This window comes from Paraburkholderia rhynchosiae (assembly GCF_002879865.1).
GTDB lineage: Bacteria > Pseudomonadota > Gammaproteobacteria > Burkholderiales > Burkholderiaceae > Paraburkholderia > Paraburkholderia rhynchosiae.
Genome location: NZ_PNXY01000007.1, coordinates 95,319 through 121,308, shown reverse-complemented (window position 1 = coordinate 121,308; position 25,990 = coordinate 95,319). Strand labels below are relative to the sequence as shown.

The 25,990-nt window shown below is 60.3% G+C and carries 21 protein-coding genes; 12 read left to right on the top strand and 9 right to left on the bottom strand.

Annotation, left to right across the window (positions count from 1 at the left end; all coding sequences use genetic code 11):
• Window positions 1-8: 8 nt before the first annotated feature.
• From C0Z16_RS12235 to C0Z16_RS12200, 8 genes are all read right to left on the bottom strand, one after another.
• On the bottom strand, window positions 9-1,649 hold the full coding sequence (locus C0Z16_RS12235; RefSeq protein WP_102632414.1) for an AMP-binding protein: 1,641 nt from the start codon (window positions 1,647-1,649) through the stop codon (window positions 9-11).
• Between the two features lie 61 nt (window positions 1,650-1,710).
• Window positions 1,711-2,106: a RidA family protein gene (locus C0Z16_RS12230; protein WP_102632413.1), complete on the bottom strand. Its 396-nt coding sequence runs from the start codon at window positions 2,104-2,106 to the stop codon at window positions 1,711-1,713.
• Window positions 2,103-2,546 (bottom strand): acyl-CoA thioesterase, encoded by a 444-nt coding sequence (locus C0Z16_RS12225; RefSeq protein ID WP_102632412.1) that lies wholly within the window; start codon window positions 2,544-2,546, stop codon window positions 2,103-2,105. Before C0Z16_RS12225 ends, C0Z16_RS12230 begins: the two co-directional genes overlap by 4 nt.
• Complete coding sequence (locus C0Z16_RS12220) at window positions 2,543-3,751, bottom strand: acyl-CoA dehydrogenase family protein (RefSeq protein WP_102632411.1); 1,209 nt, start codon at window positions 3,749-3,751, stop codon at window positions 2,543-2,545. Before C0Z16_RS12220 ends, C0Z16_RS12225 begins: the two co-directional genes overlap by 4 nt.
• A gap of 1 nt (window position 3,752) precedes the next feature.
• Window positions 3,753-4,604 carry an enoyl-CoA hydratase family protein gene (locus C0Z16_RS12215; RefSeq protein WP_102632410.1) on the bottom strand — a complete coding sequence of 284 codons (852 nt, stop codon included), beginning with the start codon at window positions 4,602-4,604 and terminating at the stop codon, window positions 3,753-3,755.
• A 22-nt stretch (window positions 4,605-4,626) separates the two neighbouring features.
• On the bottom strand, window positions 4,627-5,199 hold the full coding sequence (locus C0Z16_RS12210; protein ID WP_102632409.1) for a MarR family winged helix-turn-helix transcriptional regulator: 573 nt from the start codon (window positions 5,197-5,199) through the stop codon (window positions 4,627-4,629).
• On the bottom strand, window positions 5,196-5,969 hold the full coding sequence (locus C0Z16_RS12205; RefSeq protein WP_102632408.1) for an SDR family NAD(P)-dependent oxidoreductase: 774 nt from the start codon (window positions 5,967-5,969) through the stop codon (window positions 5,196-5,198). Before C0Z16_RS12205 ends, C0Z16_RS12210 begins: the two co-directional genes overlap by 4 nt.
• A complete protein-coding gene (locus C0Z16_RS12200) occupies window positions 5,966-8,338 on the bottom strand; it encodes a bifunctional salicylyl-CoA 5-hydroxylase/oxidoreductase (protein WP_102632407.1) in 2,373 nt (790 codons plus the stop codon). Before C0Z16_RS12200 ends, C0Z16_RS12205 begins: the two co-directional genes overlap by 4 nt.
• 232 nt (window positions 8,339-8,570) lie before the next feature.
• Between C0Z16_RS12200 and C0Z16_RS12195 the strand changes: the two genes are divergently transcribed.
• The 5 genes from C0Z16_RS12195 (at window position 8,571) to C0Z16_RS12175 (ending at window position 14,433) form a co-directional block, all read left to right on the top strand.
• Window positions 8,571-8,888: a DUF1840 domain-containing protein gene (locus C0Z16_RS12195; protein ID WP_102632406.1), complete on the top strand. Its 318-nt coding sequence runs from the start codon at window positions 8,571-8,573 to the stop codon at window positions 8,886-8,888.
• An 820-nt stretch (window positions 8,889-9,708) separates the two neighbouring features.
• The gene (locus C0Z16_RS12190) at window positions 9,709-10,698 is read left to right on the top strand and encodes a carboxylate--amine ligase (protein WP_102632574.1); all 990 of its coding nucleotides are present in this window, start codon (window positions 9,709-9,711) and stop codon (window positions 10,696-10,698) included.
• 93 nt (window positions 10,699-10,791) lie between these two features.
• On the top strand, window positions 10,792-12,045 hold the full coding sequence (locus C0Z16_RS12185; protein WP_102632405.1) for an NAD(P)-binding domain-containing protein: 1,254 nt from the start codon (window positions 10,792-10,794) through the stop codon (window positions 12,043-12,045).
• A gap of 110 nt (window positions 12,046-12,155) precedes the next feature.
• Window positions 12,156-13,040, top strand: coding sequence for a polysaccharide deacetylase family protein (locus C0Z16_RS12180; RefSeq protein ID WP_102632404.1), 885 nt, complete (start codon window positions 12,156-12,158; stop codon window positions 13,038-13,040).
• 148 nt (window positions 13,041-13,188) lie between these two features.
• On the top strand, window positions 13,189-14,433 hold the full coding sequence (locus C0Z16_RS12175; RefSeq protein WP_102632403.1) for a glycosyltransferase: 1,245 nt from the start codon (window positions 13,189-13,191) through the stop codon (window positions 14,431-14,433).
• Between the two features lie 417 nt (window positions 14,434-14,850).
• Here the strand turns inward: C0Z16_RS12175 and C0Z16_RS37395 are convergent, their stop codons facing one another.
• Complete coding sequence (locus C0Z16_RS37395; protein WP_146014305.1) at window positions 14,851-15,243, bottom strand: hypothetical protein; 393 nt, start codon at window positions 15,241-15,243, stop codon at window positions 14,851-14,853.
• A 173-nt stretch (window positions 15,244-15,416) separates the two neighbouring features.
• Here C0Z16_RS37395 and C0Z16_RS12170 point away from each other — a divergent pair, with 173 nt between their 5' ends.
• The 7 genes from C0Z16_RS12170 to C0Z16_RS12140 all read left to right on the top strand — a co-directional run bounded on the left by C0Z16_RS12170 (window position 15,417) and on the right by C0Z16_RS12140 (window position 25,861).
• The gene (locus C0Z16_RS12170; RefSeq protein WP_102632402.1) at window positions 15,417-17,633 is read left to right on the top strand and encodes a GNVR domain-containing protein; all 2,217 of its coding nucleotides are present in this window, start codon (window positions 15,417-15,419) and stop codon (window positions 17,631-17,633) included.
• 56 nt (window positions 17,634-17,689) lie between these two features.
• Window positions 17,690-18,790: a glycosyltransferase family 4 protein gene (locus tag C0Z16_RS12165; protein WP_102632401.1), complete on the top strand. Its 1,101-nt coding sequence runs from the start codon at window positions 17,690-17,692 to the stop codon at window positions 18,788-18,790.
• Between the two features lie 7 nt (window positions 18,791-18,797).
• A complete protein-coding gene (locus C0Z16_RS12160; protein WP_102632400.1) occupies window positions 18,798-19,997 on the top strand; it encodes a hypothetical protein in 1,200 nt (399 codons plus the stop codon).
• Window positions 19,998-20,130: 133 nt separating this feature from the next.
• Window positions 20,131-21,024, top strand: coding sequence for a glycosyltransferase family 2 protein (locus C0Z16_RS12155; protein ID WP_102632399.1), 894 nt, complete (start codon window positions 20,131-20,133; stop codon window positions 21,022-21,024).
• Between the two features lie 48 nt (window positions 21,025-21,072).
• Complete coding sequence (locus C0Z16_RS12150) at window positions 21,073-22,800, top strand: hypothetical protein (protein WP_102632398.1); 1,728 nt, start codon at window positions 21,073-21,075, stop codon at window positions 22,798-22,800.
• 47 nt (window positions 22,801-22,847) lie between these two features.
• Entirely contained in the window at window positions 22,848-24,197 is a 1,350-nt protein-coding gene (locus C0Z16_RS12145; protein ID WP_102632397.1) for an oligosaccharide flippase family protein, read from the top strand.
• Between the two features lie 293 nt (window positions 24,198-24,490).
• Window positions 24,491-25,861: an MFS transporter gene (locus C0Z16_RS12140; protein ID WP_102632396.1), complete on the top strand. Its 1,371-nt coding sequence runs from the start codon at window positions 24,491-24,493 to the stop codon at window positions 25,859-25,861.
• Window positions 25,862-25,990 lie beyond the last annotated feature (129 nt).

Here is a 25,990-nt window from a genome sequence, read left to right as displayed (position 1 = left end):
CGAAAGCGCTACGCCATCGTACGCAATTCGAAGCGCTTGAGCTTGCCCGTTTCAGTGCGCGGCAGTGAATCGGCGAAAACAATGACGCGTGGATATTTATACGGCGCCACCGTATTTTTCACGAAATCCTGGAGTTGCGCGACGAGTTTGTCGTCCGGCGCATAGCCGGGATTGAGCACGATGAATGCCTTCACGATCTGCCCGCGCGTCTCGTCGGGCACGCCGACCACGCCGCACTCCGCCACCGCCTCGTGTTGCAGCAACACGCTTTCCACTTCAGGGCCGGAGATGTTGTAGCCGGCGGAGACGATCATGTCGTCGGCGCGCGCCTGGTAGAACACGTAGCCGTCTTCGTCGAGGTACACGGAATCACCCGGCAGATTCCAGCCGTCGCGGACGAACTTCAGTTGCCGTTCATCAGCGAGATAACGACAACCGGTCGGCCCGCGCACCGCGAGCTTGCCGATAGTGCCGGGCGCAACGGGTTGCATCGCGTCGTCCACGGCCTGCACGACATAGCCCGGCACCGCGCGGCCGATTGCATGCGGACGTATCTCGCTGCCCTGCGCCGAAATAAAAATGTGGATCAACTCGGTGCCGCCAATACCGTCGATCATGTCGATGCCGGTCGCGTCATGCCAAAGACGCCGTGTCGAATCAGGCAACGCCTCACCCGCCGATACCGTCTTTTGCAAGCTCGACACGTCGTGATGCGCGACGAGCGGCGCCATCTGCCGATAGAAAGTCGGCGCGGTGAACATGACGGTCGCGTGAAAGCGCTCGACTGTCTGCAACAAAGTCTCGGGCGTGAGCTTCTCGATCAATACCGTCGACGCACCCGCGCGCAGCGGAAAACATAACAAGCCGCCGAGTCCGAACGTGAACGCGAGCGGCGGCGTGCCGCAGAAAATATCGCTGGACGAAGGCCTCAGCACATGGCGCGGGAACAGATCGCACATCGCTAATACGTCGCGATGAAAATGCATGCAGCCTTTCGGCGCGCCCGTGGTGCCGCTCGTGAAGGCGATCAGACAGACGTCGTCGGCTGCGGTATCGCACGCAGTGAAGTCAGCGGGTTTGTTGATCGCGAGCGTATCGAGCGAACCGGCCGCATCGTCATGAAACAGCAGCGTTTGCTTTAAATCCGCACAGTAACACTCGTCGTGCGGATCGTTGCAGCGCGCGAGTTCTTCTGTCAGACGCGCGTCGCAAAGTGCCGCGCCGACTTGCGCCTTCACGATGATCTGCTTCAATTCCTTTGCGCGCAGCAGCGGCATGGTCGGCACGGCAACAAGGCCAACCTTTAATGCCGCGAGTGTCGCGATTGCCATCTGCAACGTATTGGGCCCGCGCAACAGAACGCGATTACCCGGCTTCAAACCCATTTCATCGACCAGCACATGCGCGCTGCGATTCACCATCGCGAGCAATTCGTTGTAAGTCGTGGCACACGGTTCGCCGTCGAGCAGCGACCATATCGCCGGACGCTCGCCGTGACCCATTTCGATCGTCCTATCGAGCAGTTCGGTCGCGCAATTGAAACGCGCTGGGTAAGCGACGTCGGGATTGTCCAGCAGAAAAACAGGCCATTGATCCTGCGGCGGAAGATTGTCGCGCGCGAAAGTATCGACGTGTGCTGACGGTTCCATCGTGGTCTCCCGGGTGTTGAGCCGGCTGTGTACGCTTCAGTTGACGAGGGGCTGCGTGTCCTTACTGCGGAATCACGGCAGTTGCTTCGATCTCGACCTTGGCTTCGTCTTCGATCAACGCAACGACTTGCACCGCACTCATCGCGATGTCGTAGTCGCCGATCAACTCGCGAAACGCGCGGCCGATTTCCTTCAACGATGCGAGGTACTCGCGTTTATCGGTGACGTACCACGTCAGGCGCACCAGATGCTCAGGCTTGCCTCCCGCTTCATGCAGCACGGCTAGCACATTCCTGAGCGCCTGAATGGCCTGGCCGGCGAAGTCGGTGCTCTGGAAGCGCGCCTGTTCGTCCCAGCCGATCTGACCTGCAATAAACACTTGCGTGCCGGTTGCCGCGACGCCGTTCGCATAACCGCGCGGTTTGATCCAGCCGGCGGGAAGAAGAGCTTTTTTCATGAGCGTTGCGCCTCGCTGAATTCAGGCTGTGGTGCGAACATCGCGAGTGCATTCGCGATGTCGGTGGGAATGTCGATGGAGCGGCCGCTTTCCAGCGACGTCGTCACGAGCACCTGCTTTGCGCGAAAGCGCGCTTCGCCGTTGCTATGACCGAGAATGTCGATGCTGATCGAACGCTGCCCGATTGCCGCAACCTTCAGCGTCAGCATGATGGTTTCACCCATCTGGCTCGGACGCGAAAACTCGCAGTCGAGTTTGACGATCGGCAGGCCGATACGGCGTTGGCCGATCATCTGCGCGTAGTCGATGCACAAACCTTCGTTGAACCAGTCTTCGACCAACGCGTTGGTCATCACCAGATATTGCGGAAAGAACACGATGCCCGCCGGATCGCAGTGCGAAAAGCGGATACGTACGGGCCTTTCGAAGTGAGTAGTCATTCCGCACGTTCTCCAGAGCTTGCGGCAGCGTGTGCTCTCAGCAGATCGCGGCCCACGATCAATTGCTGCACTTCGGTTGCGCCTTCGTAAATGCGCAACGCGCGAATCTCGCGATACAGCATCTCGACGGCGGTGCCGCTTTGCACGCCCATGCCGCCGTAAAGTTGCACGGCGGCGTCGATCACCTGCTGCGCGCCTTCGCTTGCATGCCACTTCGCCATCGCGGCTTCGCGTGTGACGCTTTCGCCCTGATCGCGCAGCCATGCCGCGCGATAGACGAGCAGCGCGCTGCTGTCGATGGTCAGCGCCATTTGTGCGAGCTTCGCTTGTGTCAGTTGAAAATCGCCGAGTGTCTGGCCGAACATCTTGCGCGATGCTGCGCGTGAAAGTCCCTCGGCCATCGCGTGTCGCGCGAAACCGAGCGACGCGGCCGCCACTGACGTGCGGAAAATATCGAGCGTGCGCATCGCGAGCCTGAAGCCTTCGCCAGGCACGCCGAGCATCTGGCTACGCGGCACGCGTGCGCCCGCAAAATGCAAACGCGCGAGAGGATGCGGCGCAATCACGTCGATGCGTTCGGCGATTTCGAGCCCCGGCGTATCGGCATCCACAATGAACGCGCTGATGCCGCGCGCGCCTGGCGCTTCGCCGGTGCGTGCAAAGACGACATAAAAATCGGCGATGCCGCCATTCGATATCCACGTCTTGTCGCCGTCGAGCACATAGGCGTCGCCGTCCTCGCGTGCAGCGAGCGACATTGCGGCGACGTCCGATCCTGCTTCCGGTTCGGACAAAGCGAACGCCGCGATTGCGGTGCCGTTCGCGACGCGCGGCAAGTAGCGCGTCTTCTGTTCATGTGTGCCGCCAAGCGAGATCGCGCCGGAGCCGAGTCCTTGCATTGCCAGAGCAAAGTCTGCGAGGCCTGAATGTTTGGCGAGCGTTTCGCGCAGCAGGCAGACCGCGCGCGTGTCGATCGTGTCGCCGTGGCCGCCGTATGCCATGCCGCCGACGCCATACTTGAGCCATCCGGCCGCGCCGAGTTCGCGCACCAGTTGACGGCAAGTGGCATCCACATCGCCGTGTTCAACGTGCGATAGATTTTCACGGCACCATGCTTCGATAGCCGCAGCCAGTTCGCGATGACGCGGCTCGAAGAAAGGCCAGGCGAGCGCGCTATGCAGATCGACGTTTTTATCGGCGCTCAACTCAATCTCCCTCGAATACGGGGCGCGATTTTGCGGCGAACGCCTGATACGCGCGCTCGAAATCGCGAGTGCTCATGCAGATGGCTTGCGCCTGTGCTTCGGACTCGATTGCTTCGTCGATGCTCATGCTCCATTCCTGGTGCAGCATCTTCTTCGTGATGCCATGCGCGAACGTGGGGCCGGCGACGAGATCAGCGGCGAGGTTTTGCGCATCTTCGAGAACCGCGGTGGGTTCGCAAAGGCGGTTATAAAAGCCCCATGCGTAGCCTTCGTCGCCGCTCGCCGAGCGGCCCGTGAAAAGCAATTCGGCGGCGCGTCCCTGACCGATGATGCGCGGCAGGATTGAGCAGGCGCCCATGTCGCAACCCGCAAGTCCGACGCGCGAAAACAGAAACGCGAGCTTGCTGCGCGCGGTGCCCAGGCGCATGTCGGACGACATCGCGAGAATCGCGCCCGCGCCGGCGCACACGCCGTCGACGGCGGCGATTATTGGCTGTGGACAATGGCGCATGGCTTTGACGAGGTCGCCGGTCATGCGTGTAAAGAGCAATAGCTCAGGCATTGGCAGATCGATCAGCGGCGCGATGATGTCGTGCACGTCGCCGCCCGAACAAAAGTTTTCGCCGGCACCGTGGATCACGACGGCTTTGACGTCGGCCGCATACGTGAGCTGGCGGAACAGATCGCGCAACTCTGCATACGATTCGAAGGTGAGCGGGTTCTTTCTCTCCGGGCGATTCAACGTGATGGTCGCGACTTTATTCGCGACCGACCAGCCGAAGTGCCGCGCCTCGTAACCTGCCAAGGTAATGCGATTGCCGGCCAACAGTGCATCGACGTTCGAACGTGTCATGTGTGTCTCCTTTGCTCGCCAATTAGTCTTTCAGACTGTCCAGCAGATGTTTTTTCAATTTGCCGAGTCGCTGATGTGTGCGCGACTTTTCGTCGAGACTCAAGCCGCCGAACAGTTCGACCACCCACTGCTCATGCGCCACCGCCATCCTGTCGAACGCTTTGCGGCCTGCCGGCGTGAGGCACACGCTGATCGAGCGGCGGTCGTTCGAGTCGGTATCGCGCGACACGAGGCCTTCTTTTTCGAGCTGATCCGTAATGCCCGTGACGTTGCCGCCCGTCACCATCAAACGGCGCGATAGTTCGGTCATCTTCAGCCCTTCAGGATGGCGCTCGAGTTGCGCCATCAAGTCGAAGCGCGGCAACGTGGTGTCGAATTCGTTACGCAGACGCTTGCGCAGTTCGGCCTGCACAAGATTCGTCGTGGTCAGCATGCGCAGCCACAGGCGCAAGCCCATGTGACTATCGGTGCCGGTGCTCATTTCCAGATCCACGACGTTCTCCGCAGGTTTCGCAACACCTTTGCGCGGCGTTTTCGTTTCCGCTGCCTTCGTTTCGCCTGCCGTGATCTTCTTGATGTTGGATGACCTGGTCACATGACTTCTCCACCGGAGATGGAAATGGATTGCCCCGTGATCGCATCGGAGCCGGGCTGGCACAGCCACAACACTGCGTTGGCAACCTGTTCCGGACTCACGAAGCGATGTTGCGGACTAGAACGAAGCAAGGTCTCGCGCGCCTGCTGTTCGGTGCGGGACGTCTTGCTGGTGATCTGTTCGAGCGATGCGTGCAGCAACTCTGTCTCCGTATAGCCTGGACAAACGGCGTTGACAGTGATGCCCCTCGTCGCGACTTCAAGCGCAAGAGAGCGCGTGAGACCGATCACGCCATGCTTCGCGGCGCAATATGCGGCCACATACGCATAGCCGATTTGCCCCGCCGTACTTGCCACATTGACGATGCGTCCGCGACCGCGTTCAAGCATGCCTGGCAAAACGGCGCGTGTGCCGAGAAAGACGCCAGTGAGGTTCACGTCAAGCATGCGTTGCCAAAGCGTCATGTCCGTGTGCGTGAACGGCGCGGCTTGCGCCTGGCCCGCGTTATTGATGAGCACATCGACCGCGCCCGCTCTATTGAATGCGTTCGCGACGGAGTCTTCTTGCGTGACGTCGACGGTGATGCACGCGACGTCGCCCAATGCGCGACATTTTTCGCGCTGCGCGTCGAGCCGCTCTGCATTGCGGCCCATCAGCGTGACGCGCACGCCGGTTCGCAGCAGCGCCTCCGCGATGGCCGCGCCAATGCCGCTGCCGCCGCCGGTGACGACAGCATGCTGTCCTGCGAGGGAAGATTGAGTCGAGTTCACGTGGTTCCTTCCGCGCGTTGTGCGCGCTGCTGCGCGGAGAGGCCCGCATTCGCCGCCACCTGGGCGCGCTCGCGTTCCAGATTGCGTTCGAGTTGCGACTTCGCGGCGGCGTACTGGTTTGGCCACGTCACGTCGAAATAGCCTATTTTTGCGGCCTCATTCAACGTCCACGATGGATTGGCGAGATGCGGACGCGCGATCGCGCAAAGATCGGCGCGGCCCGCCGCGATGATGCTGTTCACGTGGTCCGCTTCGGAAATCGCGCCAACGGCGATAGTCGCGATGCCGGCCTCGTTACGCACGCGATCGGCAAACGGCGTCTGGAACATACGTCCGTACACGGGCTTTTCGTCCTTGCTGACCTGGCCCGACGACACGTCGATCATGTCGGCGCCCGCAGCCTTGAACGCGCGAGCAATCTGCACGGCGTCGTCGGGCGTAGTGCCGCCTTCGACCCAATCGTTCGCCGAAATACGCACCGAAACTGGTTTGTCCTGCGGCCATACTGCACGAATCGCCTTGAAGATTTGCAGTGGGTAACGCAGGCGGTTCTCGAGCGAGCCGCCGTATTCGTCGGTGCGATGGTTAGTCAGCGGCGACAGGAAGCTCGACAGAAAATAGCCGTGCGCACAGTGCAATTCGAGCCAGTCGAATCCCGCTTGCGCCGACATCTGCGTGGCGCGAACGAACTGCGCTTCTATTTCGCGCAGGTCCTCGTGTGTCGCTTCGCGCGAATATTGGCTGATGCCACGCAGATACTGTTGTGGCGACGCGGAAACCAGCGGCCAGTTGCCTTCGGGAAGCGGCTGATCGATGCCTTCCCACGCGACACGTGTCGATCCTTTCGCGCCGGAATGTCCGAGCTGGATACCGATCTTCGCGTCGGACTGACCGTGCACGAGATCGACAATGCGCTTCCATGCGCTGAGATGCCCGGGCGCATACATGCCGGGACAGGCGGGCGTGATGCGCGCTTCGGGCGATACGCATGTCATCTCGGTCATGACGAGCGCGGCGCCGCCCATGGCGCGCGCGCCGAGATGCATCAGGTGATAGTCACCGGCAATTCCGTCGACGGCCGAGTACTGCGCCATCGGCGACACAACAACGCGGTTCTTCAGCGTGACGCCGCGCAACGTGAACGGCGTGAACATCGGCGGGATGGAATGCTTTTGCGGCGCGCGCTCCACGCCGGAACGTCGCGCGAGCCAGTCTTCGAAGCCGGACAGATAGCGCGCGTCGCGCTCGCGCAGGTTCTCGTGGGAGATTCGCTGCGAGCGCGTGAGCAGCGAATACGCGAACTGTTCCGGCTCGAACGACGTATAGCGCTCGACATGCTCGAACCACTCCGTCGAATTGCGCGCGGCGTTCTGAATACGCAATACGTCGACGCTGCGCACTTCCGTGTAGTGCTTCAACGCCGCGGGCAAATCGCCGGGATGCGCACTGATGCTGTTGGCCAGTTCGATCGAATCTTCGAGCGCGAGCTTGGTGCCCGAGCCGATCGAGAAGTGTGCGGTATGCGCGGCGTCGCCCATCAGAACGACTGGCGTTTGCGTACCGTAAGCATTGCTGCGCCAGTGCACCCATTCTTCATTGACCACGCGTGGGAACCGAATCCATTGCGATGAGCCGCGCAAATGCGCGGCGTTCGAGAGCAACGCATTGCCGTCCAGATACTTTGCGAAGAGCTTCTCGCAGAAGGCGATGCTGTCTTCCTTGCTCATTTCGTCGAGTCCGGCGGCGCGCCACACGCGCTCCGGCGCTTCGACGATGAAGGTGGACGTCTCGTCGTCGAAACGATAGGCGTGCGCCTGAAACCAGCCGAATTCCGTCTTTTCGAACGCGAACGTGAACGCGTCGAACAGCTTTCGCGTGCCGAGCCAGACGAAGCGGCAATCGCGCATGTCGACGTCCGGCTTGTAAGTCGCCGCGTATTTCTGGCGGATCGTGCTGTTTGCTCCATCACACGCGACGATGAGATCGGCTTGATAGGTGGTGTCGTCAGTGACCTGAGTTTCGAAGACGAGCTTCACGCCCAGTTCCTCGCAACGCGCCTGCAAGATATTCAGCAGACGTTTGCGGCCGATGCCGCAAAAACCGTGGCCGGACGAGCGAACCTGACGCCCGCCGAAGTGGATCTCGATGTCGTCCCAGTGATTGAAGGCATCGAGTATGGCATCAGCGCTCGGGGCGTCGGCGGCGCGCAGATTGCCGAGCGTCTGGTCGGAGAACACCACGCCCCAGCCGAAGGTGTCATAAGGACGGTTGCGCTCGACGACGGTGACATCGTGCGACGGGTTCCTGCTCTTCATCAACAGGCCGAAATACAGCCCGGCCGGGCCGCCGCCGATACAGACGATGCGCATGCTGGTTCCCCACTGTGAACTTTGCTGGTGAGGTTAATTTAGGCGTAGATAGTTTAGATGTCAAGTAAATGCGTGGGCCTGTCCTGGCCGCGGGGTTCCGATTGCCGAGCCGGTAGGACTTTCATATTCATCATGTTGTGATATAAAATAATCATGTGCGCGCGAGTCAGGCATTGCGAACAAGCCAGTCGCTCGGCGCCGCATCGTAGTGCGCATTCGACGAGGAGCCATCATGCTGATTACCTTCCAATCCACTGCCTCACCCGACGTGGTGATGCTTCGCGACCTTGCCCAGTACTTACTGGGCGTTATCGGCAAGCGTCTGAGCGAGCGAGGCGTGATCATGCACGACGAATTGCCCGCCGCGATTAACCGGCTCGAATCCGCGATCACTGAAGAGGCCACGGCCGAGGTTGCACTTGAAGCGTTGCATTGTTCGCCAGGCAACCGGCGCGAGTCGCGCAACGGACTGTCGCAACGCGCATGGCCGTTTCTTGACATGCTGCGGGAAGCGAGCAGGCGCGACGCGGACATCATCTGGGGCCTGTAGGCATTGGTAGTCGATAGGATCGACGACGGCTGATCTTATTAGTTAGGTCGCCGAACGGCGCATCTCCGCAGCGCGAGATGCCCAGCAGCCGAAAAGCGAGCAATAGGAGCCAATTTCGAAATCATTGCCAACGACTATTTGGCCCGGAGATTCGTATGTTGAATCAGCGGATTAAAAATCACCGCGTGACAGACTTTATTATCGCCGATAAGAACCGTCGGAAGAAATGAAATTGATCCGAGCGAAATACCGGCGTCGACGGTACCTGGCGAGAACTTTTGCTGAGTCCACGCCATCGGCATGACCCCCGTTTTCTTTTTATTACCCACTGTGCGCCGCCGCACCTTTCTCCGCCCTGCGCGCCCGGTACAGTGCTTTACGCCGCGAGCAACATGATGAGGCCCGCGCCCGGTGCTGCAAGACACATCTCTCGAAGCCGGCGCGTACGCAGACGTGCAGACCACCTGAGCAGATTTTCTGTCCCACCAAAGATTGAGCGCCTAGCCGGCTTCGGCAAGGCGGTTAGTGATACCGCATTCCATTGGAATGTCGATCGCATGACCCCCAGCGATGGCTTGAGGGTCGCGCACGTACGAGGACTGAGGAAATCGATCCTATGTCGAGCCCATACGGTTTTGATCAGACGGTAGGCGTAGTTGTGGGAGCGGAACTGAATGGGCTCGGCGTGGCGAGGTCTCTCGCACATGCCAGGGTTCCAGTCATAGCGGTCGAAACAAAAAGAATGCGCGCGGGATTGTGGTGTCGTTACGTTCGCGCTCACTCTGTTAAGAGCTTTATTGGAAAAGCTTTTGTGGATGACATGATCGCGCTCGGCAAGAAATTTAGTCAGCCTCCTGTTCTTATCCTGACCGATGAAGACGCCGTCCATGCGGTGTCGGAAAATCGCGAGGTGCTTTCCAGGTGGTTTCGTTTTCGTCTGCCGGTGGGCGACACCGTCGAAATGCTGTCCAGTAAGGCGAGATTCCACGACTTCGCGACGAAGCACCACTTTCCTGTGCCGCGCTCCGTCGTGCTCGAGAAGCTATCCGACATTCAATATCTGTCGGAATTGCGTTACCCGTGCGTGTTGAAACCGGACGACAAACGCAATGTATTGAGGGGCGAGAAGGAGCGCGCGCTGCGTGTTGATTGCCTGCAGGATGCACGCGAGCGTGCCGCCGCGATGCTGGCCACGCCAGGCGGGATCATCGCGCAGGAGTGGATCGAAGGGCCGGACAGCAACATCTATTTCACGCTCTTCTATCGAGGCAGCGGTGGGAGAGTCGTCAGCATCTTCACCGGACGCAAGGTACTCAGTTCGCCACCGGGGACCGGCAGTACCGCGATATGCGTTGCCGCGCCCGAAGCGCGCGGCGTGCTCGAACCACTCACGTTGTCGTTCGCCGAACAGGCCGGCTTTGACGGAATGGGCAGCATCGAATACAAGTGGGACGACAACTACAAGGAGTTCGTGATGGTCGAGCCGACGGTCGGCCGCACGGACTGGCAGGAAGAAATCGCCACGCTATGCGGGGTCAACATCCCGCTTGCCGCCTACCGGCATGAAGCCGGACTGCCGCCGTTGCCCGAAGGCTCATGCCGTGTGCCGGTCGCGTGGCGCGCAACGTTCGCCGACCGCCCGCCGCCGGATCTTCTGCATGAGCGGACAAAGATAGTCGACGGTTACTTTCGCTGGAGCGATCCGCTTCCTGCGCTGCAATTCTATTGCGTGGTCAGTCCGCTACGGTGCATGAAGCGCGGGTGGCGGAAGGCCATCAAGGCGCCAGAACCGCGGCAAGCGAAAGCCTGATTTGGACCGGCACGCAGATCGTGTCGTGCGCGGCACCTCGTTGGCAAGCGTGCGCTGCGCGGCGATGCATCCCGCCTTTGGAGGAGACGAACAATGTCCGTGACCGACACCGCAATCATTGGCGCGGGGCCCTATGGGTCGTCGCTGGCGGCTCATCTGCGAGCTGCGGGCATGGCCCATCAGATTCTCGGGGAGCCTATGGGCGCCTGGAGAAACTACATGCCCCCTGGGATGCTGTTGCGTTCCGAGGCGTTCGCCTCGAGCCTCCATGCGCCGCGAAGCGGATTCACGGTAGAAGACTATTGCCGCCAGAAAGGCATTCCCTATCAGCCGATGGGCATGGCGTTTCCGCTCGAGACATTCGTCGACTATGGGCTCTGGTTCCAGGGGAGTCTCGTCGGCGATATCCAGGCGGTGGACGTCCTCAATCTGCGGCGCGTCGGCGGGCAATTTCAGTTGGCGCTTAGCGACGGCCGCTCGTTGATCGCGCGCAAGGTGGTGATTGCGCTGGGCCTCAAAGGCTATGCCCAAACGCCGCCGGCCCTACAAGGTCTGCCGCAACGCTATGCGTCGCACTCGGAGCAGCACGGCGATCTTACGTGGGCACGCGGCAAGGACATCGTGATTGTCGGCGGTGGCCAGTCGGCGCTCGGGCTCTCCGCGCTGCTGCACGAACTGGGCGCGCGGGTTCGCGTGCTGATGCGCGAAGCGGAGATAGTGTGGCATGAAAGGCCCGAAGCTGGGCGCAGCATCCTGTCAAAAATCAGGCATCCCGACGCGGGGCTCGGGCGAGGCTGGCGATCGCTGTTCCTGTCCGAATGTCCACACCTTTTTCATATGCTCGACCAGGCCAGGCGCCGGCTCGTCATGGACAAGTCGTATGGCGCTTCCGGCGCGTGGTGGCTGCACGATCGCGTGGTCGACAAGGTGGAGATCTGGTCTCGCACGGAGGTTCGCTCCGCATCGATCGACAACGACCGCGTGGTGCTGCGCGTGATGAGCGACAACGAGGAGGCGCTGGTCGACGCGGACCATGTGATCGCGGCGACAGGCTTCAAGACCGATATGCGGCAGCACGCATTTCTTTCGAAGGACATCGTGGACGCGATTTCGGTCCACGGCGGCTTGCCCGAACTCACGTCCAACTACGAGACCAGGATTGGCGGCCTCTATGTGATCGGGCCGGCTTCTGCTCACAGTTTTGGACCTGTGATGCGCTTTGTCTACGGCACCAAGCACGCCGCACCGAGCGTGGCGCGTCATATCGCCGGTTCGTTGAAAGCGGGCGCGAGAGAAAGCCGGTGGTCGCCCGGCGACTCGCCGATGTCAGAGCAAACGAGTGAGTGAAACCGGATCTTTCAGGGAATCCACGCGGTCCTCGATGGACCGGTTTCCACACGATTCCAGGCTCCATCATGGCGGCACCAGTTCGGCGAGACGCAGTCAATGAGGGCAATATGAAACGGGGTAAGGCAATCATCAAGGAGATCCTCGCAGGGCTTCTCGTGCTCACCGGCCTTGCCCGCGCCACGCGTATCTTTCTATGGCGCGACCGGGTAGCGGTCCTGCTTTATCACGACCCTGACCCGGTGACGCTCGACAGACATCTGCGGTACCTGCGGAAAATCTGCGATCTGGTGCCGCTGACGGATGTCCGCGCACCCGGCACCGGACGTCCGCGGGCAGCCATCACGCTCGATGACGGTCACGCGGGCAACGCGGCCTTGCTGCCGATCTTCATCAAGCACAACGTGCGGCCAACCATCTTCCTGTGCAGCCGCATCGTGGGCCGTCCGCGCACGCATTGGTGGCTGCATCCCGGTTCGCTGAGTGCGGGCCACGAGCGATTGAAGCGGATGACCAATGCGGAGCGCCTCGCCGAACTCGCCGCTCAAGGTTTTCAGCAGGACATTGACGACCGGCCGACCGGCCTGAGTCTCGAGCAGATGGAAGCGATGCGCTCGCACGTGGACTTTCAGGCGCATACGCGCTTTCATCCAGTGCTGACACGCTGCACCGATGCCGAGTGCGCGAGCGAGATCACCGACAGCAAACATGAACTCGAAGCGCTGCTCAACAATGCCTGCGAGCACTTCGCCTATCCGAACGGCAACTATGGCGAGCGCGAAGTCGACCTCGTGAAGGCGGCGGGATTCAGGAGCGCACGCACCTGCGATATTGGTTGGAATGACCAGCGCAGCGATCCATTCCGGTTGCGCACGATCATCGTTGACGACACTGCGTCGACGCGGCGGTTTGCTGCGCAATTGACCGGCATTCCGCTGTTTCTGCGCTATCTGAAGGAGGGCGGCGGTTGGAAAGGAAAGTTTCCGCAGTTCTAATCTTGCGTTAGTGCAATGTCGAACTACGTGTGCTGACAAACAGAGCCATAGAGAGGGTGCCAGTAGGATATTTGTAAGAAGTAAATCTGAAACGGACACCGTTCCGCGTTTTGCGTGGTTGCGTTCGTGCGTTCAATTGGAGAGCAACATGCAGCGCTGCAGGGTATTGGTGATCAACGATTTTGCGCAAGGGGGCGGCGCGGAAGTCGTCTACCGACAATCGGCTGACCTCTTGGCCACATTGCCCGATGTCGACGTCGAACGCTTCGACGACAATCAGTTTTCCGTGCCCTCCACCATGTTGTCCCGGTCATGGAACTTGTCCGCCGCGCGCGCGATCGAGAAGGCGCTTCTCAGATTCCGGCCGCACCGTCTGATGGTGCACAACTACCATAACGCTCTCTCGCCCTCGATATTGAATGTGATCGCGCGCCATCAGCGCGATCTGCGGTACCGCGCTTACCACACGTGCCACGACTATCATCTGGTCTATTACAACCCGTCGTTGCAGTACTTCGACAACGACCGCCGGCCCGTGATTCTTCCGCTCGACATCTTGCGCACGCGCGCGGCATTCAAGCTTCGCCCGACGCCCAAAGGTTTCGTGCACGACCTGATGACCAAGGCGTACTGGCACGTCATACGCGCGGCGTATCAACCTGCGCGTGTGTTCGAACGGATACTGTGTCCCAGTGCTTTTATGCAGGAAGCACTGCATCGCAGCGGCATCGACAACACGGTGATTCTGCACAATCCCTCTGCGGTTCCGATTGCGCAGCCGCTAGTGACGGTGCGCGGCAAGCAGCGCTTCAATCTCGCGTTCGCCGGAAGGATCTCGCAGGAAAAGGGCCTCGCGCAGTTCATTGCGCTCGCGCAGGCGGCGGACTTCGACGGGATCCACGCTATTGGCGTCTATGGCGACGGTCCGGATCGCGCGGCGATCGAGCAACGTTACGCGTCGCTCGTCGAACAGCGCAAGCTGATCTTTTTTGGCAGCATGCCGCAAGAGAAGTTGTTCCCGGAAATGCAGCGCTTTGCCGATGCGGTCGTGGTGCCGTCCGTTGGCGCCGAAAACGCGCCGCTCGTCATCATCGAGGCGGCGATGCTCGGTATACCCGCGCTCGTTCACGACGGCGGCAGCATGGCGACGACCGGGGATTCGGTCGGCAATAAGATCAAATTCCACGCCGACCCAAAGAGCCTGAAGCGGGCGATCGGCGAGCTGGCCATCCATCTTGCGGATGCCGATAGAAAGTATGACGTCGACGAATATCTGCCTGAGCGTTATGCGCAGCGTCTCGCGGAGATCATGCATATCGGCGAAAACATGGCGCCTGCTGCAACTCGCGAGTTAGCCGGACTATTTACAGACAATGCGCGCCACGCCCGTTAAAAATAAAAACGCCGTTTGCGTGAAATGAAAAGAGTAACGACATAAGTATGCTGTCAAGAAAATATTATGGATACCGAAGTTGAATGGAGCGAACTTAATACTACCCGGTTGGACTTTGTGTGTGGTGCCGCACGTTCCTTCAGAGGCCTGTCTGAATACTATGGTGACGAAGAACGACGCGAAATGAATCCAGGCGTGTGAGGCTGGAAACAGCCTCATTAAGGCTTGAACAGATCGACAGCACGTCGGCGAACCTGAAAGAAAGAGGCTAGGTGAGGCGTGACCAGGTCTGCGGTACAAGCAGGCCGGACGCCGCTTATCGCGAACATCTCGGCGGGGTCGGCTATCCGGTGAACGGTGTGGCCGCAAAGCGGCTACTGTTGAGCGAAGGGGCGATTCTGGCGGTTGCGCATGTGACTACTGCGGGCGCGCACTGTATGGATCGGACGTCTGGGGTGACGCGTAAGTCTGGTCTGCATTCCATGGACTATTGCTGTAAGCGCCCGCGGCGGTTGCTGCGCTGGCCGGCTGCCTCACGTGTGGCCGCGCGGTTTTTGTGCGGTTGTTTTTCGATCCAGTATAGACGGGCGGTTGCAGATAACGGCTCTTTTTCCCATATGAGGATAAAGCCGAATCGGCATCGTAGATAGTCGAGGCACTGGCGGGGTGCGGACTCATCGCATCGAATTGAGAATGTTTTTCGACGTAATGCGGTACAGAACGCGGTGCTGTTGCCGATGGAATTGTTTGAGCACACAGCTCCTGAGTGGCGAGTGATAACAACAGAGCAGATACAAGAAGTGTTTTCATTTTTCGGTCTCTCCACGAATGCGTGTGATGCGATGGTAGGAAATCGAAGCGAATTCGTATAGCCGCAGTTACACGGAGAAGGTGTCGCGGCACACTTCGCCGACCCTTAGTAGTGCAGCGCTGCTCCCGGCGCCCGTCTGACGTGGCAACCCGTCGACTATTGGAGAACGCGCATGAATCGAAGCAGCACATCGTTCGAGTACAAGGACGTCGACGCGCATCCGCAAGCGGGGTTCGCAAATTATTTCGACGCACTCTACGACAACCGCAAGCTGATTACCGTCACGACGGCTGTGGTACTGGCCATCGGCATTGGCTACGCTGTCTTCGCTCAACCCGTTTATCGTGCGGACGTTCTCGTGCAGGTCGAGGAGAACGCGGGTACGTCGAATAATAAAAATGTTCTGGGCGACGTGTCCGCGATGTTCGATGTCAAGACGGCGCCGTCCGGGGAAGCCCAGGTGATCGGCTCGCGGATGGTGGTCGGTCGCGCTGTCAATAGCCTGAACCTCTACATCCAGGCAACGCCCCGCTATTTCCCGTTGTTCGGGCGCTGGCTCGGCCGACATTCCGATCATTGGTCCACACCGGGTCCGCGCGGCTATGTCTGGGGCAACGAAAGCATCAAGGTGAGCAAGTTCGATGTGCCGGAGGAACTCTACGACCATCCGTTCGTCTTGAAGAAAGGCGAAGGACAGCGCTACGAGATCCAGTACGGCGAGCTCGAACTGGAGGGCATGATCGGCGAAGTACTGAGCGCGACGACCCATTACGGCCCGCTAACACTGCTGGTCCAGAGCATCGACGCCCAGCCGGGTGCCACCTTCGAACTGCGCCGTTTTTCCGAGCTGGCGACCACGGAGAAGTTGCGCCGCGAATTGTCGATCGCCGAGAAGGGCAAGGAGTCCGACATTATCGGCGTGTCGCTCGAAGGCAGCGACCGGAAACAGATCAGCGCAACGCTGGGCGCGATCGCCACCGAATATGTCAGTCAGAACGTAAAACGAAAATCGGAAGAGGCTGAGCGCTCGATCCGGTTTCTCGAAGTGCAGTTGCCCGAGTTGAAGCAACAGCTTTCCGATTCGGAGACGCGCTTCAACGACTTCCGCACAAAGCACGGCACCATCGATCTCGGCGAGGAAGCGACAAACCTGTTGCAGCTGTCGGTGGCCGCGCAGACGCGCCGCGCCGAACTCGAGCAGAAGCGCAAGGAATTACTGTCGCGCTTCACCGGTCAGCATCCGGCGGTTCAATCGGTCGACGCGCAGTTGCGCGCGGCGCAGGAAGAGGCGACGCAGATCGCAAGCCGAACGGCACTGCTGCCGCCGCTGGAGCAAAGCGTCTTGCGCCTGCAGCGCGATGTGCAAGTGGGCTCCGAGCTGGACACGATGCTGCGCAACACGCTCGAACAGCTGAAGCTCATCAAGGCGGGCAAAGTCGGCAACGTGAGGGTGGTTGACGGGGCCGTGGTGCCTGACACGCCGATCCGGCCCAAACACCTGTTGATTGTCCTCGCGTCGCTGTTATTCGGGCTGTTCGCCGGAGTGGTCGCCGCACTGGTGCGCCAGCGTCTATTCGATGCGATCGACGATCCGTACGACGTCGAGTTGCACACCGGTCTGCCCGTCTATGCGAACGTTCCATTCAGCAGACAGGAGGAGAAGCTCGCCCATAGCCGCCGCCCGAACACGCGTAGCCTCGTATTGGCGGCAGAATCCGCGGCCGATCCGGCGATCGAAAGCCTGCGGGGTTTTCGCACCGCGCTCGAATTCACAATGACCAGGGCGCGCAATCGCGTCGTCCTGATAAGCGGCCCGACGCCCGGTATCGGCAAGTCATTTGTCGCGCTGAATCTCGCGGCGGTCATCGGTGCGACCGGCAAGCGCGTGCTGCTGATCGACTCGGATATGCGCCGGGGCTTCCTGCACCGCCATCTCGGCGGCGACCGTGGTCCGGGCTTGTCGGACCTCCTCCAGGGGACGTTCGGAGTCTCCGAAGTTATCCGCGCAACCCGCTTTGCCGGCGTCGATTTCATTGCAGGCGGCCGGCAGGTGGCGAGTCCGAGCGACCTGCTCTCGAGCGGCAGGCTCGAGGTGCTGCTGCACCATCTCGCGGCAGGCTACGACGTCGTACTGTTCGACGGTCCGCCGATTCTGTCCGCCTCGGATGCGTTGCGTCTGGCGGGCATGGCGGGCACCACCTTCCTCGTCGCGCGGCAAGGCGTCACCGGGATAGGCGAGTTGCGCGAGTCGGCCCGGCAACTACAGAAGATCGGACTGCCGGTGCGCGGCGTCATTGTCAACGGATTGCGGCTGCGGCCGGGACGCTATAGCTATGGATACGGGCGCTATCGATATGCAAACTATATCTATAAGCCGTACGAACGATGAAACAGGGCAACGCGCTCGTTGCCTCCCGATGCGCCAGGACTGAAGGAGCTGACCGGATGAAACAGCTATTTGTCACGCCTTTTCTGCCTCAGAAAAACGCGCCGCAAGCTGGGCATCGTCTCGCGTTCGATTACCTCGCCAAGCTGTGCGCGGAATCGGAAGTCGACGTGTTGATCATTTCACGCGTGCCGGTCGACGAGAAAGACATCGAGTTCCGGGCGAACGTGGGCCGCGTCTATATCAAGTACGTGAGCCGGTTCGACATGCTTGCGTCATTCATCGCGAATCCGTTGAAGTTCTCGCCACGTCTTTTCACGAGATATAAGAAGTCGATCGGGGAATTTATCGGCGAACTGGTCGAGCGCAATCGCTATGACGAGGTGCGGCTGGAGTTCTCGCAGTGCTTCGTTTACGCGCGCGCTTTGCGGCGCCGCTTCGGCAACGCCATCAAGCTCGTGATGAGTGTGCATGACGTGCAGATTCAGGTCGTGCTCAGGATCAGGAGCGTGGAGGGGCGGCTGTTCGCACGGCAGACGTTCGAGATCGAACAACAACTGCTGAAACTCGCGGACAAGGTACTGGTGCTCTCGAACAAAGATGCGCAACTGATTCAGGGACTCTATCCCGGCGTCGGCGAACTGCAGGTCGTGCCGATCGTGTTGCCGGCTTTTGTGAAAGAGGTGCGGCGCTCAAAGGACACCGTAAAGAAGGGCAATCTGTTGTTCTGGGGCGCGATGCAGCGCCGTGAGAACGAAGAGGCGCTGATCAACTTCGTCCAGTCGACGTTTCTACCGCTACGTCGCCGCGGGCTTGCGCTCAAGTTGTTCGTGGTGGGTTCGGACCCGAGCGATCGCGTGAAGCGTCTCAATAGCGACGACATCTGCGTCACCGGTTTCGTGGACAACCCGAGCAAATACTTTGAAGCCGCCGATCTCGGCGTGGTGCCGCTGCTCTCGGGCGCCGGCGTCAAGCTGAAGACGCTGGAAATGCTGGCCGCGCAAGTGCCCGTCGTGTCGACGCCGCTGGGCGCGGAAGGCGTGGATCACGACGGGACGTTGCTCAAGATCTGCGAGATCGAAGAGTTCGCGGGCGTTATCGAGCGAATCTACCTCGGAGACGCGCCGAACGTCGCTGCCTCCGTGGCATGTCCGGCGTGAAGAAAAAATGGTCGCGACCATCGCTTACCTGCTCGCTGTCATCCTCTGCTCGAGTCGCGGCGTGCTTGAGTTTGTCATTGGCAAGGATGCCGCCTATCTGATCCAGGTCGGCGGCATCGTCGTGCTGCTTATCTGCTTCGTGTCGCCGTCGGCACTGGCCGCTTACTTCCGCCGCGAGGGGACATGGCCGCTCGGGTGCATTCTCGGCATTGTCTTCACGGTGGTCCTGTCCATCGTGGTCACGCTTGCGCAAACAGGCCAGTTCGGTTTCACTTATCTGTTCGTGTTCGTCTTCACGATCTTTGTCTATTTCTATTCCGTTTCCAATTATCGGAAGCGCTTTATCCGACCCAACGTGGCGTATGCGGGCGTCGTGCTGATCGCGCTGATAGAGGCGGGTATTGCCGTCGCGCAGCAGCGTGGAAGCTTCCCCATCGATCTGCCCGGCACGACATACGGGTTCGATAACCTGCGTGTGCCATCGCTGACGGGCAGCTATCTGCATTACCCGCTTTTCGTGTCGATCGTCGCGTCGTTGTGCGGCGCACGTTACCTGGTGCACAAGAAGGTAATGTCAGGGCTTGCCTGCGCCGTACTGACTGCATGCATCTTTTCGGCATTGTCCCGAAGCGGGATGCTGATCATCATGGGCATGTTTGCTCTCGCGTTCATCCAGGAGCCGATCCGGTTTTTGACAAGGAATGCGAAACTGATCATCGCCGGATTGGCGGCCTGCATGGCAATCCTTGTGCTGGGTGGTGCTGGCGGCGACGGAGGCAACAGCGTCACAAGCGTCGGCACCGACAGAATGATCGGCGCGGCCAATCTGCAGTCGGACGGCAACGACGGCCGCACCGAGGCGTGGGACAAGGCAGTGGCCCTGGCGTTGCCTGTCAATGCGATTGCCGGTTCGTATTTCGGGCTCGTCACGAACGCCGCATCGGATTCCGTCAAGAACGAATTCGGGATCGTCGAATCGAGCCTGCTTCAGCAGGTGCTAAACGTTGGCGTGCTCGGCACGATCTTTTACTTCGGCCTGCTGATCTCCGTGACGAAGCTGGTCAGTAGGCGCAGCAAGATAGCGCTCTGCGTGCTGGCCGCGCTATTTCAATCGCTTTTCTATCAATCGATAGAAGTGATTCCGTTCGTATTCGTTCTGATGACGCTTCCCGTATTCGATGCGGTGGACGAGCCGCGCCGAACATAGGGACGGTGCGCGTTGACTGGTTTGCTTGAACAGATGGACTGCCGTGCGTCGGTGCGGCACTTGCCAAAGAAAAGAAAGCTCAGTTTCACCGGGGGCAATTCCACGAGGGCCTGATGCCTTGCAGGAGAAGGGAATGAGCTTGATAGGAATGTTTAGCGTGGTCATCGTCAATTACAACACACCGAAACTGGTGCGCAATTGCGTGCAATCCGTGCTTGATTCGTCGATTGCTCACCACGAGGACATTGTCGTGGTGGATAACGCCTCCACGGACAATTCATTCTCGCATTTGAAACTGACGCTGCCTGGCGGGATTCGCCTCGTGAGGACTTCGATCAATCGCGGTTTTGCGGCAGGTGTAAATTTCGGCATGGTAGGGTGCTTGAGAGACCTGGTTCTCGTGCTGAACCCCGACACGTATTTTGTCGATGCATCGCTGGAAAACGTCGTGACCTTGTTGAGAGACGAGGTTGACGTGGGACTCGTCGGTCTCGATCTGATCTATCCCGATGGCGAAAGGCAGTTCTCGGCGCGGCGTTTCTATTCGTTGCTCGACATCCTCGGGAGACGCTCGCCGCTGGGTCGGCTGGAGGCGTTCAAGCGGCGCATCGACGATCACATGATGCGCGAAGCGTGGGGGGCGGGCACGCCGTTCGAAGCGGAGTGGGTGTTGGGGACGGGCTTTGTGGTGCGCCGCAGCCTATACGGAGACCTGGGCGGAATGGACGAGCATTTCTTCCTTTATATGGAAGACGTCGACTTCTGTGCGCGCATATGGCAGGCCGGTTATCGCGTGCTGTGCGTGCCAGGCGCAAGGCTCACGCATGAGCATCAGCGCGAGTCTGCATCGGGGTTGCTGAGCAAGGCCGCGCGCCGTCACATGAATAGCCTCTGGCGATTCAGCCGCAAGTACCGCGTGCCGCTATTCAGACCGCCCGGCGTGGCGGGCCTGATACGCGGGGCCAAGCCGCAGCCGATGATGCTCGCTGCGCATGCCGCGTCGGAGCAGCCGCAGACGGCGGAGTGACGAACATTGCGTGTGAGCAGAAGGGGAACTCAATGAGGGGGCGATAGGATGAATACCCGGCGTCAGGCGATCAAGACGTTCCTGCTCGGCGGCCTGGCCGGGGCCGGCGCAACAGTCGCCGAACTTCGCCTCGTGCGTGCATCGGGCCGCACGCCTCACGAGCAGGAGACGCTCGCGGGCGCGAGCACGATGCACGACGGAAAAATTGCGCAGGCCGCGGCGCCTGGGCAGGAGCATCCGCTTGCGGAACGGGCTACGCCCAGCTATCTGAAGACGATTAGCGATATTGCGGCGGGCGAGGAAATAAGCGTCGCCCGGTTTGTCGATCCGCGCAAGATCGCGGCGATCCAGAGCGGCACATGCACCTACGATTGCGGTGCCGATCTCAGGGCGGCCTGCGCGAGCGGCGCGCGCGGCTTGTATCTCCCGCGCGGCATATGGCGGTACACGGGCGAATTGACCACGGCGGCAGGTTCCAAATTGCGCGGCGACGGCGGCGGCGAATATTCCGTGATCAGCGATCTTCCGGGCGCTGCGACGGTGCTGGAGAGGCAGGATGCCGGCGGTCATATGTCGGCGGTGCTGACGCTGGGGGAGGCATGCAGCGTCGAGTATCTGCAGGTGCGGCCCGCGAAGTACGCGCTCGCGATCTACTACCTGGCCAATTACCCGGCGCACACTGGCAATACGCCGGTCGGAATACGCTTTGGAAAAACGAGTGGCGCGCGTCATTGCACGGTCGTGGGACTGCCGCACACGGGCTTCGAGTTGAATGTGACGTCGACCCTTGAGCGTTGCTACGCATACATGTGCGACCGCGGTTTCCATTCCGCTGGCCACACCGACGGGTCGCTGATCAATTGCATCGGCATGTTCTGCCATACGGCCGGTGCGGATCTGGTCGACAACTTCTGGCAGGTAATTGGTGGACGATGGGAATGGAACGCGCGTTACGGCGTCATTCTCGGGGCCGAATCGCTGATCGTCGGCGCAGTGCTCGACCGCAATGGCTGCGCCGGGGTCTGCATGAGGAGCGGCAACTGGGGAAAAGTGGTGAGCGGCAACTACTTTTCCAGGAATGGCTGCGGTGGCGACGGGTCGCTGGGCCGCTGGAAGTTCTCGAAGCCAACGCACCCTTCGTATGTCGAAGTGCCGGCCGGGCAGAGCTGTCACATCCAGCTCGATTATCAGCAGGGCGCGACGATCGTCGGCAACCGCTTCCGGCATGGCCGGGATGACGATAACGACGGTTGCGACGGCCCGCAATTCGTCTATGGCAGTTCGACGGCGTCGGGCAGCACGCCGCTCGACGGTATCGCGATTCATGGCAATTTTGGCGACCGTTCGGGCGATTCGATTGCTGGCTTCAATAAGGCTTACCCCGGCGGCGGTTCGTTTGCTGGCGGCAAGGATACCAATCTGGTCCGCAGTCTCAATCTGGGCGTCGCATTCGAGCGCGGTGGCGTGGCCTCGGCGCTGCACTGTGGCGACCAGGTGGTTTCTCCGAAGACGACGCGGACCACCGTCAACGTGCTGCGCGGTTCTTCCGGCCGCGTGCTGGTGAGAGCCGCCATCGAAGGTCACGCGCAACTGGCTGAGATTCTTTTCGCCACCGATGCGGCCGACGCCGGCTACCAGACGATCGTCAACAACCTGATCGGCAATGCGGTGAAAGGCGCTGTGTTCGGCGCGAATCCCGCGGACGATCGCTATAACCGGATCGACATCGTTCTGACAGAGCCTTGCTTCGTGTCCTGTTCGATTTTTTCTACTTGAGGCGCGATGCGCCGCATGCGGGCTGATATGAAATCATCGGAACGGATATGAGTGACGAGCAACCGGAACCGCGACGAATCGGGTCGACGAGAAACGTAATCATTGCTCTGTACTCGGTTTACGCACTGAACTATGTACTGCCGTTGATCACGTTACCGTATCTGTCGCATGTGCTTGGCCCGGCCGGACTCGGCGTGATCGGCTATGCGCAGTCTATTGCACAAATTCTGCTGGTCGTGGTCGACTTCGGGTTCGGGCTGAGCAGCGCGCGCAAGGTGGCGGTTCATCTCGATCAGCCGGAGGTCGTGAACCGCATCTACTGGTCGACCACGATCGGCAAGGCGATCCTTGCCACGCTCTGTTCGGGGTTGCTGGTCGCGTGGTCGTTTGCCGGATACATGTCGCCCGCCGAGCGGGGCGCCACGCTGCTGGGCTCGCTGATGATATGGGGCGGCGTCATTACGCCGGCCTGTTTTTACGAAGGGTCGCAGCGACTGCCGGCGTTGGCTGCGACCTTGCTGCTCACGCGAGTCGGCATGCTGATTCCGCTATTCCTGTTCGTAAAGAGCCGCGACGACGTGATGCTGGCGGCTTCCTTGCAATATGCGCCGACCTTCATCTGCGGCCTGATTCTCACGATCACGCTGATCTTGAAGCGCGAAATCCGGCTGAACGTCAAGATCGGTTTGTCGGATGTACTGGCCGAGGCCAGAGACGCGTATCACATCTTTCTCAGTTCGGCGCTCACGTCGGTATACGTGTACGCGAACGTGATCCTGCTGCGGATGATCAGCGGTCCGGGCGCGGTCGGCTATTACGTGGCGGCGGAGCGGCTGACTAACGCACTGCGCGCGTGCACTGCTCCCGCAATTCAGGCCTTCTTCCCGAAGATTTGCATCGCATTCGAGAGGGGCGAGCGCGACTACATTCACAAGATCAATCGCCGATTCACGCTCGCCTTTGCCGCCTCGGCGATTTTGATTCTGGTGGGATTTTCGGCGCTCGGCGAGTGGTTCGTCGGCAGGTTTCTCGGTGAGGCGTTCGGCGAGACATTCCGCATTTTACGTATCCTCGTTTTCGTACCGGCAATCGTTGGAATGACGACGACGCAAGTGATGCTCACCATCATTGCGTCAGGCAATCAATCGTTGCTCAAGAGAATTTACGTCTACGGCGCGGTGTTTCATCTGGTGCAGGCGCCGGTGTGCATTTATCTGTGGGGTGGTGTTGGAACAGCTTGCTCGGTCGCTGCGACGGAGTTGTTCATGCTTGTCGGCGTGTACCGCGTTTCGAACAGAATCAATCACGGTCAGATCGCGGTGCGCGCGCAGACGCAGATGGACAGGCAGACGCAAAGGCAAAAGCTCCGGCACGAGATGGCCACCGAAAGGGATTGATCCCTCACCGCAGGCGCGCCGACCGCACGGCGTGGCTCCCACGGCCTCAAAAAAGGGACGCCGCGTCGAGGTCCACGGCAAGGCCCCTCACTACTGGCCACGATGGCGACGTCTATTCGTGTGATCAATATGACTGTCAGTCGTGGTCTGTGCGGCGGGATCATCCGCGTCAGCCACACAAACTCAAAGGGCTCTTTCGCGCTGTTGAGAAGTGAGGGTAGCTTAATCGCGCCGGAACCTCTCATTGCGCTGGCGGTCAATACGACATGTCGCCCTTTTTAAGGGGATGCCAAATGACTGCCACACAGCCAGGGGCGGTGCCCCTCTCGGACGAGGATGCACGGCGCCAGTTACGCCGCGCTGTCATCGCCAGCACGATCGGCACGACGATCGAATGGTATGACTTCTTCCTCTACAGCACGGTGACGGGTCTGGTATTTGCGAAGCTGTACTTTCCGCAATCGGACCCACTCGTCGGCACACTTCAAGCTTTCCTCATCTACGCAGTCGGCTTCATAGCGCGACCGGTTGGTGCGGCGATCTTCGGCCATTACGGCGATCGCATCGGACGGAAAGCCACATTGATCGTCACGCTCTTGCTGATGGGACTCGCTACATTTGCCGTCGCATTTGTTCCGACCTATGCGTCGATCGGCATCTGGGGCGCCGTCATCCTGACCGTGCTGCGCTTCATTCAGGGCGTGGGCGTCGGCGGCGAATGGGGCGGCTCTGTACTGATGTCGATGGAATGGGCACGCACCAATGCGCACCGCGGCTTCGTCGCATCGTGGCCGCAGTTCGGCGTGCCGGCGGGACTGTTCCTCGCGAACCTGGCCGTGCTGGCCATGAGTGAGATTTCCGGCAATGCATTTCTCACGTGGGGTTGGCGGGTGCCGTTCTTCCTCAGTATCGTGCTCGTCGCGATTGGCCTTTATATCCGGCTGAATATTCTCGAGACGCCAATCTTCGCCAAGCTCCTGGCCGAGCGCAGAATCGAAAAGACGCCGATGCTCGAAGTCTTGCGCCGTCAGCCGAAAGACATTCTTCTTTCAGCCGTTGCGCGCATGGCTGAACAGGCGCCGTTCTATATTTTCACAGCCTTTGTGTTCACGTATGGCGTGACGACACTGGGCGTGTCGCGCAATCTGCTGCTGACGGCGGTCCTCGCCGCATCGGTACTGGAATTCGGCACGATCCCGCTGTTCGGCCATCTGTCCGATGTGATCGGTCGACGGCGCATGTACATGATCGGCGCCGCGGCTGCCGGCGTGTTCGGCTTCCTTTATTTCGCCATGGTCGACACACGCAATCCGACGTGGATCTTCGTGGCCATCGTGCTCTCGCTGGTGCCGCACTCGATGATGTACGGTCCGCAAGCCGCGTTGATCGCTGAATCGTTCACGGGGCGGTTGCGTTACAGCGGTGCTTCGCTCGGCTATCAGTTGGCGTCCGTCATCGCGGGCGGTCCCGCACCACTGATCGCGACCGCGCTGTTCGCTTACTACCATTCCGGCTATGCGATCGCGAGCTACGTGCTCGCGTGCGGCGTGCTCAGCCTGATCGCCGCTTCGCGACTCGGCGACTACACGAACAAGGACATATCGCGGGAATACGACGAGCCGCGATCGAGCGGCGACAGCGGGCACGCTCATCCGACTGCGTGATGAGGGTTCGGTGCGGCGGCGCCATTGCCGTCGCTATACGCCGTAAAGCGCCGGAAGGGCTTCTCGCCTGACGAGACACCCGCTGCGCCTTTCCGGCCGCACACGATCTGCGGCGGCCGGCCAGGTGAT

Bases quoted from the DNA above. Each gene is read 5' to 3' on its own strand.
- C0Z16_RS12235 (WP_102632414.1), bottom strand. From the start codon at position 1,649: ATGGAACCGTCAGCACACGTCGATACTTTCGCGCGCGACAATCTTCCG.
- C0Z16_RS12230 (WP_102632413.1), bottom strand. From the start codon at position 2,106: ATGAAAAAAGCTCTTCTTCCCGCCGGCTGGATCAAACCGCGCGGTTAT.
- C0Z16_RS12225 (WP_102632412.1), bottom strand. From the start codon at position 2,546: ATGACTACTCACTTCGAAAGGCCCGTACGTATCCGCTTTTCGCACTGC.
- C0Z16_RS12215 (WP_102632410.1), bottom strand. From the start codon at position 4,604: ATGACACGTTCGAACGTCGATGCACTGTTGGCCGGCAATCGCATTACC.
- C0Z16_RS12200 (WP_102632407.1), bottom strand. From the start codon at position 8,338: ATGCGCATCGTCTGTATCGGCGGCGGCCCGGCCGGGCTGTATTTCGGC.
- C0Z16_RS12195 (WP_102632406.1), top strand. From the start codon at position 8,571: ATGCTGATTACCTTCCAATCCACTGCCTCACCCGACGTGGTGATGCTT.
- C0Z16_RS12190 (WP_102632574.1), top strand. From the start codon at position 9,709: ATGATCGCGCTCGGCAAGAAATTTAGTCAGCCTCCTGTTCTTATCCTG.
- C0Z16_RS12185 (WP_102632405.1), top strand. From the start codon at position 10,792: ATGTCCGTGACCGACACCGCAATCATTGGCGCGGGGCCCTATGGGTCG.
- C0Z16_RS12180 (WP_102632404.1), top strand. From the start codon at position 12,156: ATGAAACGGGGTAAGGCAATCATCAAGGAGATCCTCGCAGGGCTTCTC.
- C0Z16_RS12175 (WP_102632403.1), top strand. From the start codon at position 13,189: ATGCAGCGCTGCAGGGTATTGGTGATCAACGATTTTGCGCAAGGGGGC.
- C0Z16_RS37395 (WP_146014305.1), bottom strand. From the start codon at position 15,243: ATGAAAACACTTCTTGTATCTGCTCTGTTGTTATCACTCGCCACTCAG.
- C0Z16_RS12170 (WP_102632402.1), top strand. From the start codon at position 15,417: ATGAATCGAAGCAGCACATCGTTCGAGTACAAGGACGTCGACGCGCAT.
- C0Z16_RS12165 (WP_102632401.1), top strand. From the start codon at position 17,690: ATGAAACAGCTATTTGTCACGCCTTTTCTGCCTCAGAAAAACGCGCCG.
- C0Z16_RS12160 (WP_102632400.1), top strand. From the start codon at position 18,798: ATGGTCGCGACCATCGCTTACCTGCTCGCTGTCATCCTCTGCTCGAGT.
- C0Z16_RS12155 (WP_102632399.1), top strand. From the start codon at position 20,131: ATGAGCTTGATAGGAATGTTTAGCGTGGTCATCGTCAATTACAACACA.
- C0Z16_RS12150 (WP_102632398.1), top strand. From the start codon at position 21,073: ATGAATACCCGGCGTCAGGCGATCAAGACGTTCCTGCTCGGCGGCCTG.
- C0Z16_RS12145 (WP_102632397.1), top strand. From the start codon at position 22,848: ATGAGTGACGAGCAACCGGAACCGCGACGAATCGGGTCGACGAGAAAC.
- C0Z16_RS12140 (WP_102632396.1), top strand. From the start codon at position 24,491: ATGACTGCCACACAGCCAGGGGCGGTGCCCCTCTCGGACGAGGATGCA.